General features: G+C 41.0%; 17 protein-coding genes and 1 pseudogene. 7 read left to right on the forward strand and 11 right to left on the reverse strand.

All coding sequences use genetic code 11. The features are described 5' to 3' along the window. The 4 genes from BGL89_RS05555 to BGL89_RS05570 all read right to left on the reverse strand — a co-directional run. Window positions 1-790 (reverse strand): tetratricopeptide repeat protein (locus BGL89_RS05555; protein ID WP_286824843.1); only part of this gene is annotated, 790 nt, incomplete at its 3' end. Window positions 791-966: 176 nt separating this feature from the next. After that, on the reverse strand, window positions 967-1,362 hold the full coding sequence (locus tag BGL89_RS05560; protein WP_002789200.1) for a helix-turn-helix domain-containing transcriptional regulator: 396 nt from the start codon (window positions 1,360-1,362) through the stop codon (window positions 967-969). A 4-nt stretch (window positions 1,363-1,366) separates the two neighbouring features. Beyond that, window positions 1,367-1,693: a type II toxin-antitoxin system RelE/ParE family toxin gene (locus tag BGL89_RS05565; protein WP_286824844.1), complete on the reverse strand. Its 327-nt coding sequence runs from the start codon at window positions 1,691-1,693 to the stop codon at window positions 1,367-1,369. Window positions 1,694-1,815: 122 nt separating this feature from the next. Further along, window positions 1,816-2,139, reverse strand: coding sequence for a hypothetical protein (locus tag BGL89_RS05570; protein WP_286824845.1), 324 nt, complete (start codon window positions 2,137-2,139; stop codon window positions 1,816-1,818). A 157-nt stretch (window positions 2,140-2,296) separates the two neighbouring features. Between BGL89_RS05570 and BGL89_RS05575 the strand changes: the two genes are divergently transcribed. Together BGL89_RS05575 and BGL89_RS05580 are read left to right on the forward strand one after the other, a co-directional pair. Then, window positions 2,297-2,614: a DUF433 domain-containing protein gene (locus BGL89_RS05575; RefSeq protein WP_286824846.1), complete on the forward strand. Its 318-nt coding sequence runs from the start codon at window positions 2,297-2,299 to the stop codon at window positions 2,612-2,614. Further along, window positions 2,611-2,958, forward strand: a complete 348-nt coding sequence (locus BGL89_RS05580) for a DUF5615 family PIN-like protein (RefSeq protein WP_286824847.1) — start codon at window positions 2,611-2,613, stop codon at window positions 2,956-2,958. Before BGL89_RS05575 ends, BGL89_RS05580 begins: the two co-directional genes overlap by 4 nt. Before the next feature lie 95 nt (window positions 2,959-3,053). On the opposite strand, the gene BGL89_RS05585 is transcribed toward BGL89_RS05580, so the two are convergent. Next, complete coding sequence (locus BGL89_RS05585; protein ID WP_286824848.1) at window positions 3,054-3,410, reverse strand: HNH endonuclease; 357 nt, start codon at window positions 3,408-3,410, stop codon at window positions 3,054-3,056. Between the two features lie 75 nt (window positions 3,411-3,485). Then, window positions 3,486-3,851 carry a hypothetical protein gene (locus BGL89_RS05590; protein ID WP_286824850.1) on the reverse strand — a complete coding sequence of 122 codons (366 nt, stop codon included), beginning with the start codon at window positions 3,849-3,851 and terminating at the stop codon, window positions 3,486-3,488. A 309-nt stretch (window positions 3,852-4,160) separates the two neighbouring features. On the opposite strand from BGL89_RS05590, the gene BGL89_RS05595 reads away from it, so the two are divergent. Next, the gene (locus BGL89_RS05595; protein WP_286824851.1) at window positions 4,161-4,523 is read left to right on the forward strand and encodes a helix-turn-helix domain-containing transcriptional regulator; all 363 of its coding nucleotides are present in this window, start codon (window positions 4,161-4,163) and stop codon (window positions 4,521-4,523) included. Window positions 4,524-4,591: 68 nt separating this feature from the next. Here BGL89_RS05595 and BGL89_RS05600 read toward each other — a convergent pair whose 3' ends face one another. The 3 genes and pseudogenes from BGL89_RS05600 to BGL89_RS21195 form a co-directional block, all read right to left on the reverse strand. Next, window positions 4,592-8,686 (reverse strand): CHAT domain-containing protein, encoded by a 4,095-nt coding sequence (locus BGL89_RS05600; RefSeq protein WP_286824852.1) that lies wholly within the window; start codon window positions 8,684-8,686, stop codon window positions 4,592-4,594. Between the two features lie 43 nt (window positions 8,687-8,729). After that, entirely contained in the window at window positions 8,730-11,009 is a 2,280-nt protein-coding gene (locus tag BGL89_RS05605; RefSeq protein WP_286824853.1) for a caspase family protein, read from the reverse strand. Between the two features lie 206 nt (window positions 11,010-11,215). After that, window positions 11,216-11,351 (reverse strand): annotated as a pseudogene (locus BGL89_RS21195) (zeta toxin family protein); the annotation flags it as partial. A 92-nt stretch (window positions 11,352-11,443) separates the two neighbouring features. Between BGL89_RS21195 and BGL89_RS05610 the strand changes: the two are divergent. The 4 genes from BGL89_RS05610 (at window position 11,444) to BGL89_RS05625 (ending at window position 13,401) form a co-directional block, all read left to right on the forward strand. After that, window positions 11,444-11,728: a type II toxin-antitoxin system TacA family antitoxin gene (locus BGL89_RS05610; protein WP_286824854.1), complete on the forward strand. Its 285-nt coding sequence runs from the start codon at window positions 11,444-11,446 to the stop codon at window positions 11,726-11,728. After that, a complete protein-coding gene (locus BGL89_RS05615) occupies window positions 11,718-12,128 on the forward strand; it encodes a GNAT family N-acetyltransferase (protein WP_286824855.1) in 411 nt (136 codons plus the stop codon). The genes BGL89_RS05610 and BGL89_RS05615 overlap by 11 nt, the downstream gene beginning before the upstream one ends. 139 nt (window positions 12,129-12,267) lie before the next feature. Further along, window positions 12,268-12,417 (forward strand): hypothetical protein, encoded by a 150-nt coding sequence (locus BGL89_RS05620; RefSeq protein WP_271988458.1) that lies wholly within the window; start codon window positions 12,268-12,270, stop codon window positions 12,415-12,417. A gap of 141 nt (window positions 12,418-12,558) precedes the next feature. After that, entirely contained in the window at window positions 12,559-13,401 is an 843-nt protein-coding gene (locus BGL89_RS05625) for a methyltransferase domain-containing protein (protein ID WP_286824856.1), read from the forward strand. A gap of 125 nt (window positions 13,402-13,526) precedes the next feature. Here the strand turns inward: BGL89_RS05625 and brnA are convergent, their stop codons facing one another. Together brnA and BGL89_RS05635 are read right to left on the reverse strand one after the other, a co-directional pair. Continuing rightward, entirely contained in the window at window positions 13,527-13,751 is a 225-nt protein-coding gene (brnA, locus tag BGL89_RS05630) for a type II toxin-antitoxin system BrnA family antitoxin (protein ID WP_286824857.1), read from the reverse strand. Further along, window positions 13,741-14,010: a BrnT family toxin gene (locus tag BGL89_RS05635; protein WP_286824858.1), complete on the reverse strand. Its 270-nt coding sequence runs from the start codon at window positions 14,008-14,010 to the stop codon at window positions 13,741-13,743. Before BGL89_RS05635 ends, brnA begins: the two co-directional genes overlap by 11 nt. Between the last annotated feature and the right edge of the window lie 349 nt (window positions 14,011-14,359).

The following is a 14,359-nucleotide window of genomic DNA, read 5'->3' on the forward strand; positions in this document are numbered from 1 at the left end:
GTTTCTCCCCTAAATCATTATAGACAGCACCAATATTATTGAGAGTAGTGGCTTCCACTGAGCGATTTCCCACCGCCCGCGATAAGGGTAAAGCCTGTTGGAAGTAGTCTAATGCCTTCTGTTTCTCCCCTAAAGCTGAATAGACAGCACCAATACCAGTGAGAGTAGTGGCTTCCCCTGCGCGATCTCCTACTGCCCGCCTTAAGGGTAATGCCTGTTGGTAGTAGTCTAATGCCTTCTGTTTCTCCCCTAAAGCATTATAGACAAGACCAATATTATGGAGAGTAGTGGCTTCCTGTGAGCGATCGCCCACTGCCCGCGATAAGGGTAATGCCTGTTGGTAGTAGTCTAATGCCTTCTGTTTCTCCCCTAAATCATTATAGACAAGACCAATATTATTGAGAGTAACGGCTTCCCCCGCGCGGTCTTTTAGGGCTTGATAGATGGGTAAGGCTTGGTTATAGTATTCTAGGGCTTTGGGGTTGAATCCTAACTTATTGTAAACAAAACCTATCCAAACTAGAATATTAGCTTCCTGCGCCTTATCTCCCAGATTACGCCACAGAGGTAATGCCTGTTCCCATTTGGTTATAGCTTGTTGATAGGATTCGGCTGTCCCTTGTTGGAATAGTTGCATCCCCTCGTTAAATAGCCTTTCCGCTTCAGCTTTTTTCGTCTCATTGGTTTGCGCTTGGACAGGTGGCACTATTCCGGGTTGAGAAATGGGCAAGATAGACACGCCGGAGGCGAGTAGCAGCAGTAGGGTAGCGAGGTTGAGGGATTTGAGCATGGTTTAAGAAAGGATATTTAGTTTATTGGCTCTTCTCGGCTTTGTGTGATAATTTTTGCTTATGGAATCGTGAAATGCTTACTGGACAAGACTTTTAAGACTATTTTGCGGATATTCTATCAGTATAGACCTCGTTTCCACACAGAAACCAGAAGAGCCGTTTATCTACTTTCTGGTTATAGATCTGGGACTTTCGTTAAAACTCCCTCATATTTTTCTTTGTTATCTCCATTCAAACTAGGCAAGTTTTCAACAACATTCTTCCCCTCTTTATCAACTGTTACAGCTAGTTTTAATCCCAAAGCCTTCAGCCAAAGCCCTAAATTATAAATTCCTATTCCTGCTGGCATTGTTAATAATTTATCGAGAAATTGCTCATAAATTTTAATTTGTTCTGCGGTTAAATGAGAATCCCCAAGAGCTTCCAGAACATTCCTCAAAGCCATTTTCAGTAATTCGGGATCGAATTCAAACTCGTCTTCTTCTAAGTGAGTTTCGAGATAAAGAGCCGCATAGTTTGGATCTTTAAGATTGTCCAGTAAAAAAGGGTGGTAGCTAATACTTTTAGACATAATTTTAACTCCGATAATCTCTCCAGTATTCTTGGGCTTGGCGAATATCTTTAATTTGAGTGCTTTTATCACCTCCACACAGTAGCAACACGATGGTTGTCCCTACTTGTCCGAAATAGATGCGATAACCTCGACCATAGTCTATTCTTAATTCAAAAACACCTCCTCCTACCGAACGGTAATCGCCTAAATTGCCCATCCTCACTCGGTCAAGTCTTTTACTGATGATAGTTTGAGTTTTAGACACTCGGATAGAATCAAACCAATTATCAAAAGGAATTTGACCATCGGCTGTTACATAACGCTCAATTTCTCTTGGTTGCGTTGCCATGAATTAACTCTAGCACATTAGTTTCCTCGCCAATGCTTAACATTTTCCGTTCGTATTTCCTAATAAAAGAAGCTTTTATTATCTCTTGCGCCAATTACCAGTTTTCTCGGCGATGGCAAGGATTAACTCCGCACTCCTTGCTGTACCATCCACTTACCGAGTGCTAGATTTATGAAGGCTTCCTGCGCTTTATCCTCCAGCTTACGCCACAGAGGTAAGGCCTGTTCCCATTTGGTTATTGCCTGTTGTAGGGATTCGGCTGTACCTTGCTGAAATAGTTGCATCCCCTCGTTAAATAGCCTTTCCGCTTCAGCTTTTTTCGTCTCATTGGTTTGCGCTTGAACAGGTGGCACTATTCCGGGTTGGGAAATGGGCAAGATAGACACGCCGGAGGCGAGTAGCAGCAGTAGGGTAGCGAGGTTGAGGGATTTGGAGATGCGGGACATGGAAGCCTCCCGTGTAGGGGCATAGCATTGCTAAACCCTTATGATAGTGTATTTTTAATGGTAGTAGGGCGCGGATTTCAGTATTTTGGGGCAAAAATCCGTTACCGTAGGAGCAGACAACGTCCACTCAAAGGTACTGAACCTTAACTTAGAAACTATGTCTCTTACTGCTACTGAATATAAGTACATCCAAATCGATGAATGCAACGGCCCTTTTATTGCGGGAACAACCATGAAAGTTGTGGAATTAATAACACCCATGAAAGCTTACGGATGGTCTCCCGAAAATTTCCACGAACAACATCCCTATTTAACTATGGGTCAAATTTATTCCGCCTTAGCTTATTATTGGGATCATAAAGAGGAATTGGATGGGGATTTGGAACGACGCTATCAATTGGCGGAACAACTACGCCGAGAAGCAGGGGAATCTCCTATTGCTAAAAAACTAGCAGCAATGGGATTGTTGCCATGACGCTCGCTTTCTACATGGACGAACATATTCATAAATCGATTACCATTGGATTGCGTCAGCGGGGTATAGACGTTATAACTGTACAAGAAGACAATTATACAGGAAAAGCCGATCCCATTATTTTAGAACGGGCGACTGAACTTCAACGAGTTATCTTCACTCAAGATGAGGATTTCTTAGTACTTGGAAACCGCTTTCAATCTCAAGGAATCTATTTTACTGGCGTTATTTTTGCTCATCAGCAAGATGTTACTGTAGGAAATTGTATCCGCGACTTAGAATTGATTGCTCAAGTTTGTGAACCTCAAGACTGCATGAATTGTGTCCAATATCTCCCCCTCTAAAATTGGCACTCACCCTTGTGCTTTATCTTGTTTAGAGAAAGAAGCCATAGTCTTATGAAGTCAGAAGTCAGGAGGGGAAAGCCTGCCATTTTTTCTCAATCATTGGGAGGATGCCAGCCTGCTTGTACCCAATAGCTACGAACTACCAAAGCATCTGGATCGTCACTCAGATGAAGCGTAGTAACAGTTGCTCTACCAATCGGTGTCAGTCCTACAATTACTATACCATCTTCAGCCCATCGGAAATGTTCCGACCAAATTTGAGTATATGGATTAAACAATGGTACTGTTGCGCCTGTTTCTGGATCGATACCTGTCGTTTTGTCGCTTTTATAGCGATTACATAGGGGACAAGCTAACCATAAGTTAGACTCATTATTACTACCTTTTTTAGCAAGGGGAATGATGTGTTCGATCTCCAAACGAGCCATCACTAAATGCTGAGGACTCAAGCAATAACCGCAACGGTTACGCGCAGTAACTCGAACCCGACGTTCAACTTCGATAGGGATGTAGGGACGTGCTATCTATTCACTCAGAGGAGGGCGCAAACCTCGTTCAACTGCTACTTTTAAGGCACGAGCTTTATGGACTAAACCGCGCCGGTAAACCTGCATCAGTGTATCCAGTTGGTTGACTCCAGCTTCATTAAGTTCTCCTTCTTGATTCTGGGCTAAAAGACTGCTGAATAACTCTTGCTGTTCAGCTTCCATTTGCAGGTCACAGAGGGCTAAAATTTGGTTATCTGGCAAAGATTCGATGGAGAGTTCGCTGATAGCGTAGTCAATCCATTCGACTAAGATTTCTTCTAATCGTCGATGAGTAAGTGCTGCAATTTGTTTAGCTTGTTGAGCTAAGGCTTCAGGTAGTTCTAGGGTGACAGTTTCAGTCATTTTTTCTTTATTATGCCGCATAAGAGAGCTTTCAATTCAGAACCCCCAAACTTGGGATGCAGGGGCTCTTCCCTATATAGTCTTAGAGAAATCGCCTAAACCGAGGCTCTCCTATTTTACAATAAAACCGTTAAATCTGACTAACTGCTATAGTTAAAACATGGCGGCTCTATGGTTCCGGTTATCGCATTTACTTTGGACAAATCGGAACAACGATTATCTTACTCCTCTGTGGAGGAGATAAAAAAACGCAAGCTAAATACATTGAAATAGCCCAAAAATATTGGCAAGATTATAGGAGGCGAGAAAATGCCAGTCAGTGATAGTTATCATGATTCCCTGATCGAATCCCTTAAAGATCCCCATTATGCAGCAGTTTATCTGGAAACTCATCTAGAGGGAGATGAATATGGATTTGAATCAGAATTACTCAGACTCTCCTTCAATCACGTCCTAGAAGCCCTTGGCTCCCAAAATCTAACACCAGAACAAATCAAAATTCAGGCGAAGCAATTGGAAGAATTAATGCAAAAAACTGCCCCTGAAGCCATGAATCAACTAACCTCTTGGCTCCAAGCTTTAGGATTGAGATTAACGATAACAGTCGCTCCAAAAATGCCAGAAATAAATCATCAAAATGACGCTGTTAGTTCAATCGAGATTACAGTATAGTTCAGCAAGCTTAGTAAATGCTGAACCTCAGCAAGTCGTTTTCGGGCTTAACCGAGTAGTATTGGGTCTTATTCTGCTTCTCCAATTAAAGTAAATGCCGCCCAATCTTTCGGATTATTAGGATGGTTTTTCATGGTGGTTAACATTGCTTGTCGTAAAGCCTGTGCTTTATCGAGCTTTTTCTCTTGCCAATTGCGATAAAATTCGGTCATTAAACTCGCTGTGGGTGCATCAGGAACTGACCATAAAGAAACAATAATACTTGGCACTCCTGCGGTAATTAAAGAACGGGATAATCCGATTACACCATCTCCTGTAATCCTTCCTCTTCCTGTATCACAAGCACTTAAAACCACTAATTCCGCATTCAATTTTAAGTCTAAGATTTCACTAGCAGTAAGCAAACCATCATCATTACCAGAAGGAGCGAGGGCGATTGCACCAGGTACTCCTAATCCTTTAAAATCATCTAATAAACCATGGGTTGCTAGATGAATAATTCTGGCTTGAGGTAATTGGGAAAGGATAGCATTTTTAGTGGCTTGGTTGCCTGTTAAAGCTTTAGTATTGAGTAGTTTAGCAATAGTAATAGCTTCGTTTTCTGCTGCTGGTAAGGGATTAAGTTGTTCTGGTGGTTCGCCAATTTTAACCGTCACCTTTGGCATGGTAGGATTGCCGACAACGACAAGTCCTTTCGGGTTAGCTTGTTGAACTTTTACTCGTTGTTTTTGGGTTAAGTCTAAAACTTGAATAGCGGGTGCCGTGAGAATTGTGTGTTTTTCAATTAGGTATTTGCCATTTTCATCTTGTAAAGCAGGAAAAGGTACTAAAAATAGTTCTCCTTGAGGCATAAAAATAACATGAGCGTTAGGATCGGAGGGGAGTAAATCCGCGATAGGTTCTATAAGTAATTTGTGGAGTTGTTTTAATTGATTTTCTGCTTCAGAGTCATCAAGCGGCACTACTTCAATGCTACCACGTCCTCTGACTCCCATATAATTACGAGCATAAGTAACAAGAGTTTCCAGAGATTTATTGAGAGATTTTGTAATTTCAACTCTTCTAAATTCTACTTTACCTGTTGATTGAATAACCCAGATATATAGTTTTGTATTGTTTTTATCTTTAATAACTGAATATTCAACAAGGGTAGCGTTTTGTTCCTTGGCAATTCTTTGAATTCCTTCAAAAGAAGGTGGATTAGCGATAGAACGACTCTCTAAACTAGAAGATAGACGGTTTGCCAACAAATCAGCAAAGGCTCTAGCTCTAGATTTTTCAGACGTTACCAAAGCTTCTTCTTTATCACCCAATGAAATTAAAAATTCAATAGCTTTTTGAAAAAATGACTGTCCTTGATCTAAAGCTTGAATCTTATCAAAATCTTCTACTAATCTAGCTCGCCAAGCTTCAATTTTGTCGGACAAACCAGATGTCATTTCCAGTGAGCGTTTTTTGTTTTCTTCAAAAAGTTTTTTGATATCGAATTTTTCGATCAAATTCTTTTGTATTTTGAGGGTGGAGAAAAAAGATAAACGATACACCACATCTGTGTAATAGTTTTTAAATAATTGTTTTTCTATTGAAGATAAATTTTTATCTTTTTCAATAAGCTGCATCATTTTTTCCTCTCGGGCATCTAGATCTTTAATCGGTATTTGCGCTACTTTATCAACATTATTAAGAGATTCCTTCAAGGCAGAAAAAATAAATTCTAATTCTTGTAATGCTTCTTTCTGATTACTAAAAATTTCTTTTTGCTTACTGATGAGAATATTCGTATCTTCATTGAATTTAACTATCTGGTTTTCAACGTCCTGAGTAACGTATAGGAGTGCGGGGACAGGTTCTTCTTTTCCCTGAGCAATTTTTTCTGCTGATGTGTTGATCTTATTGAGATTATTCTTTGACTGCTCTCGTAAATGATTTAGAGAATCAGAAAAAATTGTTAGAGATTCGACAAGTTCAGTTTGACGCTGAGTCGAACCGATCTCTATCTTGGCTCTAGTAAGCTGAAACTCTAACATTTGATTGCCCCTTTGTACAGTTATAGTAATAGGAGTTCCTGGTTTACCTCGAAGCTTCTCAATAACTTGCGATTCATCCATCCCCTGAGTCGTTTTTCCGTCGATTTTAAGGATAACATCTTGAGCGAGAATACCAGCTAACTCAGCAGGTTTATTATTTTCTACTTCAGAAATAATAAATTCCCGTGTTTTTTGATTTTCTTCTATGAAAATGCCGACAACCCCTAGATTTCCACTAACCATTTGTTGCAAACGCTTGTAACCATTTTCCATAGTTTCAAAGTTGTCTGCTGTGTCGGCCAGATCTTTTGCAATATCGACCGTAAGCCTTCTAAAAAGTCGGCTCGCAGATTCCTCTGGACCCAAAAGACGCTGGATTTCTAATCCATAGTCTAAGCTTTTAAGTAACTGCTCGTAGTCTCCAAGCTGAAAGTGGCAACCAATAAGGTAGATAAGGGAAAATCCAGCGCTGATCAGATTATTTTCTTGCTCTCGTTCCTGTTCGATACTAGCTTTCTCAAATGATTGAGTTTTTTGCTGCTGTTGGGATAGATAAGAGACAATGATTTTATCAAGTATCAGAGCGGCAGGCTCACATCTGTTTTGAAGTGCAAGATCTTGACCTAAATATCTCAGTTCTTGTAGGTCAAACGGGCTAAAAGTACCGATATTAATCCAGGAAGGAGGCTGCCAGAAAGCTATCAAACTCTGATCTTTAGTTGTGGAATTGCCATCTTCTTTTTTCCAAATTCCTACTAATTTACCCCCACTAGCAACTGCTCTGAAAAATCCTCTGCCTTTTTCCCCTTGATGACGATCTTGCCAGGTAAAATCAAGTCGGTTCCCTTGCGCTATTCCTTCAATTGTTCCACCCTCTCCGCCGGTATAAGTTCCCCTAACTTGCTGCCCATTCTGCTGCAACTCGATATGTCCAAAACGACTATTATCTGTATACCATTGTCCGTTAAAGCTTGATGCCAAGGCAGTTTTAAGTTTTTCGACTGGAGGACTTGTGGGAATTTCCCCTGTTAGCTTCGCTTCATAGGTACTTTGCTTTGCATCAGAAAGATACTCATCTGCACCAGCAGGGTAAATAATTCCAGAAGCTTTAATATCTCCTGAAATTTGGTTTCCTTCAACAGAAAAAGTTAGTATTGCATTGTCAATTAAAACTAACCTATTCAAGTCTGGAGAAGATTCATTCGCTCCCAAAGAATAAGTGCTTGAGGGCATAACTTTACTAGGACTAAGTTCTAGACGAACTTTGCCATTTTTTGCCTGAATTTGAATATTCGGAACTTCTTTCCCTGCTTCCTCAGAATTCAAAACAATCCATCCATTAGTATTAGTCCCATATAAGTCAGGATTAACCGCAAGAGTAACTGAGAAAGGATTCCGAGATTTTGACGGAGGTTCACTAATAAAGACATAGCCGGACAGAGGACCAAAAGCTCCTTTCTCCGTTTTTCCCTCTAGAGATATTTTGAATATACTGGGAATTGTAATTCCCTCAATTTTTTTTTCCAAAACAGAACCATCAATTCCAAGGGCTTCTAGTTCCCTCGTCAAATTATTATTAATCTCAGCTTGATCTGTTCTTACACTATTTTCGGAGCGTGGTACTGGTTCAATTTTCTGATTTGACTTACCTTTTGCAAGAATTTGGGAAATTCTGACGATCCGCTGGGGAGACGCTGAATCAGTATATATAGCATCTAAAACTAAGTTTTCTTCATTGATGCGAATTGTTCCATCAATTGAGACAGTAGCAATAACTTCAGAGGTGTATTCCCCCTGAAATTCAAAATTGTTGCCAACTTTTGCATAAGTCCCAGATATAGGAGGAGATATAAGAGAATTCTGGGGGGTAAAGGTAAATTTTCCATTGGGATAAAAAGTCCATCCTGCTCCTTGAAATATTCCTCGGATGCGCTCTGATCCAAAGGATACCCCCCTTAATATCTCAATTTGTGGTCGATCAATACTTGTTAGCTCAAGCAGTTGTTCAGCCTTAGCTTGCTTAGTATTTAGAGGTTGAGCCAACACCTGAGCTTTTGAGATTAATTGATAACCATTAATCCCCAGGGGAGGGATAAGAGGAATCAGCATGGTAATGATAAATCTTTCAAATTTCATAGTTGTACTCGTATGGAAAAAAATTACCTAATTCAAAATTGCTCTAAGAATTATCAACCACCTCAAAAGTAATCGACATAGCAGCCATCTGTCGAGTATCAATCTGACGCACTCTTGAAGTAGAAACTGTGCCACTCCTCCGACTTCCCTCATCTAAATCATCCAGAAGGCTAGAAATCGCCTCGTCTGGCTGAGTTAAATCTACAGGTGTCCCTCTCAGATTATCCCCTCTCTCTGTAGCTAAAACCTGCAACAATTCCACAGCTTTGGTTAGAGGAGTCGTAGTAGCAATAACTAACACTTCCGCCATTCCAGTTTCACCCCCTACCTTAAATTTATACCTTTCCCCTCGATTTGGATCGGGAATCTGAATTTTTTCCCCCGGAGTCACAGGAGGATTATCTCCCCTTCCCGGTAAAGGCGAAAGGACGGTAAGCGTTGCATCTACGCTAATAAGTAAAACAGTAATATAGAGAGGAACTAACTCGTTATTTTGTACGAGAAATTGTACTTGAGTTCCCTGCTTGATTTTTTGCGCGTTACTGGTTAAACCGCGCACCCCTCTATTTTGACTGAAACTGCCTGACTTTGCACCCCTAACCGTAAACGATTCTGCCACCAATTGGCCGCCATCTACCGTTTCCATCGCCGCAGCTACACTCAAGCGAGCGGAAGTCGCATTAAGGGTTAGCTTGACTAACCTTGCCGCTAATAAAGACTTGAGTTTCCCTTGCAATCGCTTGACTCCATCAGTTACGCTTTCTCCTGAAATCCCAGCCGAACCAGGAATCAGATCCGCGGCCAGAGAAAATAAAGCCAGACTACCTATTTCTGGTAAGGGAGTCACTTTAAGTTTCTGCAATTGTTGATAGTAAGCGGGAGTCACTCGACCCAGAATATAGTGGATATCTGTCTCATCTGAGGAAACCGCTTCGATGGATTTAATCCCTTGTAAAGCTTGCTTGGCTGCTGCTTGTTCCTGTCCTAAGGAAGCATCTAAGGCAATACGGAGAGTTAAGTCCCTGGGAATAACCCGCGATCGCTCTTGAAGTAGAGTACCTGAAGCAATACTACCCTCTATCTGGCTCAGTTTCCCCTCAGCTGTCAACCCCTGACGGGACTCTATCTGAACTTGACCTCTTTCTTTTCCTTCCCCATCCACTAAAGTTAAAATTGCCCCCCGACCGAATGCTTCTAAAGTACGCGGATCGATCCCTCCCAAAAACAGATCCACCCGATTTCCCTGCACTTGAGTGACCACAGCTTCAGCAGGGACTTTCTGCTCTGGTTTGAGAAAATAAACCGCTTGCTGGCTATTGTTGCTTCCCTCCCTAGTATTAAATTCCGGTTGCTGTAATAAACCAGCCGTTGGGAAATATTCGCGTAAAATGCGATCGGTAGTAGCCGTCGCACTCACCATCACTTGACTAACTGACTCGCCTCCGGTTTGCTGCCAGAGATAGCGAGTCAAGATATATGTAAAGATACCAGCCGCCGTATCACCAAAGGAAGCATCGATCGCCGCTTGGTCAGTTCTAGCAGCCGCCAGCATTATGCCTTTGGGAACGCCTTTTTTTCGCTCTGTGGCCAAGTCTGAAGCGGTCAAGTTGAGTCTGGACATCAGTTGTTTTTGATATTCCTGTTCCTGGGGACTTGCTAACAGTTGGATATTAGAGTTTTCAGTCCGGTTTAACTCCCGATTTCCAGGGCGCGATCGCACTGTTAAGATGCCCTTTCTCGCCCCTCCAGAGTGACAACTATCCAGAATAAAAGTGACATTTTCTGTATTAATTGCTTGCATCAACAACCACAAAGTATGACCTGTAATATCATTAACTTTTCCTCCTTTATTGGGATAACCTGGAGGGAGAATGCTATCAACAGGAACAATCGTGCTAACTTGCCCATCTTGAAAAATTTGATCGGGATCAAAAACTTGAGAACCATGACCAGAAAAGTGAAAAACTACCACATCACCGGGTTGCGCCCATTTAATTAAATGTTCCTCAAACGCTTGTAGGATATTCTCACGAGTTGCTTCATGATCAGTTAAAAGCAAAATTTGATCGGACTGAAATCCAAAACGGTGAATGAGTAATTCCTGTTGTAGTTTGACATCATTGACTGCGCCTTCAAGGGGTATCCATCTAGTATCGGGGTAATTATTAACACCCACTAATAATGCCCGTTTACGAGGTGTATTCTCTGCCAGTACGCTACGATAAAAAATGGCTCGCTGTTTCAATTCCAACTGGCTCAATCCTAAAGTGGCTAATAAAGAACCAGTCAGGGATAGTAATTGCCTACGCTTAATTCTAGCCATAAAATTTCCCTACCTATTTAATACTACCAAATCTTGATACTGAAAGCATTTATTATGGTGATTTGGGGGGAATTTGCCCAGCCGTTAAGGTGACAATTTAGCCATCTTTTAAAATGCTGATAGACTCTCCTAGATCGCTATTCTCACACCAGCATCGATTTTCTGATGCAGTTCTGTTAAAGTGGATTCAGTCATTTGAGTTCTAGATAGATAATCCAAGTATCGCACAAGGATAAATACAACTGGGTCACGTTAATACGTCCCCGCTCATAACGACGACGAACCACAACTTCGGGAATATTATATGCCACTGGCTACCTTTCTGTCAACTCTCTCTAAAGACTAATGATTTCCTCCTCTTCTTTTCTGTGTACTTTGTTCGCCTAAATCTGTTAAACTAGAAACATCGGAACTCAATACTGGAGAAACCCCTTATGTCAGAAACCTCAAAGGTTAAAGATAGCCGTATAGACTTGAGAGTGACTCAAGAACAAAAAGAACTTCTCGAAAAAGCCGCCTCCCTCAGAGGAATTTCCTTAAGTGCTTATACTCTTCTTCACCTGTTACCTATTGCCAAACAAGACATAGACACTCAGGAAAGATTGATTCTTTCAGATCGAGATCGAGACTTATTTATGCCCATTATGGAAAATCCCCCGGAACTTCAAGGAAACCTCAAAACAGCCATTAAAAAATATCGAGATAAATATGGACAATGAGGCGGAAAAAAGATGGAATTTTGTCCCTATTCATCAAAAGTATCAACGAGAGTATTTTGACTGTGGTTATCCCGTCTTAAATGATTATCTCAAAAAATACGCTCGGCAAAATAATGAAAAAGGAATTGCTAAAACCTTTATTGCCATTTCCCAATCTGAGCCTTTGAAAATTGAGGGTTATTACACAGTCAGTGCTAGTGTTATTGAGTTTGACTCTCTCCCAAAATCTTATCAAAAAGGAATGCCCACCTATCCAATTCCAGCCCTACTAATTGGCAAGTTAGCTGTGGATAACTCAGTCAGAGGACAAGGATTAGGAGGAGAATTACTCGTAGATGCACTTTTTAGAGCCGTCAAAGCTTCTCAGGAAATTGGCATTTTTGCAGAGTTGATGCTATAGATTTAAGAGCCAAAGAATTTTATTTAAAATACGAATTTATTCCTTTTCAAGATCAACCGCTTTCACTCTTTTTACCGATGAAAACTATCCTCAGAGAATTTATCTAATTTTTATTTTCAGACAAAAGAGAAGAAAAGTCATGAAACTCGAAATTAATTTTGGAACTTGTTGCTCCAGTGCTGCCTTACTTCTAGATAGCACTCCCAAACCTACCAAAGAACCGCTTTTGTCAATTATTTTTGATCTAGAGCGAACTAATCAATTAAGTCTCTTGCCAGAAAAGATTTAATTTGTCGGTAGTGTTCTGAATCTGTGGATAAAACAAGTCACAATGAATAGACTGACTACCCCGCAGAAATACGATCCACAGGTCTAGAACATTACCCATTCATCTTATATTTAATTCCATCCACTCACTTAGGAAATCACCATGGAACTTTATCAACGAATTGCTGATTTTTATGACTCCTCTAGTGGACTATGGGAAAGGATTTGGGGCGAACATATGCACCATGGTTACTACGGTCGCGGCGGCAAGATTAAACTCGATCGCCGTCAGGCACAAATTGATTTAATAGAAGAATTATTAACTTGGGGTGATGTCACCGGCGCTAATCAGATTCTCGATCTAGGTTGTGGTATTGGTGGCAGTAGCCTTTATCTGGCCGAAAAATTTCACAGCCAAGGGGTGGGGATTACCCTTTCCCCGGTACAAGCCGCTAGAGCCAGCCAAAGAGCGCAAGAGTTCAATTTAAAAGAACAAGTGAGTTTTTGTGTGGCTGATGCCCTAAAAACCCCCTTTCCTGAGAATAATTTTGATCTGGTCTGGTCATTGGAAAGTGGCGAACATATGCCCGATAAAAGGCAATTTCTGCGGGAATGTTATCGGGTTTTGCAGCCCGGGGGGACTTTTTTGATGGCAACTTGGTGTCATCGTCCCACCACTTCCCTGGCCGGTAATTTAACGGAAGGGGAGATTAAACTATTAAACGAGATTTATCGGGTTTATTGTCTCCCCTATGTGATTTCTTTGCCAGAATACGCCGATATTGCCCGTGACATTGGCTTTCGAGACCTAAAAACCGATGATTGGTCCCTATCGGTGGCCGCTTTTTGGGATGTGGTGATTGACTCGGCCCTAACCCCAGATGCGATCGCAGGTTTGTTAGCAAGCGGTTATACTACTATCCAAGGAGCTTTATCTTTAGGGTTAATGCGGCGCGGTTACGAGTCGGGTTTAATTCGTTTTGGCCTACTGCAAGGGAAAAAATAATCAGCTTGACGATGATTACAGTGCAGCGATTGATTATTAGGCGTTGTCAGATCAGAATAGGAAAGATGCAATGCAATCCTTGCTATCAAAGCAATTTGAGTTCCGGTGCTGATTCGGATCATCTTTCAATTTGACAACGCCAATTTTTCCTCAATCCAGTCTTTGACAATAGCTTGTAACGGTAAATCACGACGCTGACTTTCTTGCTCAAGAGCCTCTACCATCCATGAGGGAAACTCAAACGCAATTGTTTGTTCCTCGGAATTAGAACGTTTAATTTTAGTTAAATCCAAGTATTCGATGATATTTTCTCCATCATCAAATTTGCGGTCAAAATCTTCAGCTTTCATAAATTTCTACCTCTTCAGGTCTAGAGCGTCGGACTGAAATAATACGGATTTTGGTTTGACGATAGGTAACTACAGCTGACCAATGCTTACCTGCTATTATACCAATAACAACAAATCGTGGTTCATTTTTTGTTTGGGCTGGAATTTCGACTTTTTGGGAATCTAACCATAATACTTGAGCTTCAACAAAATCTAGACCATGTTTATTTTTGTTAGCTTGGCTTTTATTAGGATCAAATTCAAATTCCGGTTTTTTCATTCTCTTGGCTTCGTTTCCGTGGCTGCATCTCAATTTGGTCGAAATATCTATAGGACATTTTGGGCGCACGCAGTTCGATAAACTCACTGACCACTAGGCACTCCTACAATAATATTATGGTAGTGACTGTATCGGCAAAAGTTATAGTACAATTGAGCTAATAAACTTTGGAATTCCCTTGCTGCTGTTATCAGTAAAAAGTTATCAGGTAGAACCTGAAGGGAGCGTTCCCAAGTAAAAGGGAACGAGATATCACCTGATTATCGAAAATTTGGGTTAAAACCCCGTCGTTTTACGACGGCTTTAAGCTACAATGGAAAAAGCGATAACCAAGCTAAAAACTGAACCT

Origin of the sequence: Microcystis sp. LSC13-02, from assembly GCA_002282935.1 — a bacterium.
Taxonomy (GTDB): Bacteria; Cyanobacteriota; Cyanobacteriia; order Cyanobacteriales; family Microcystaceae; genus Microcystis.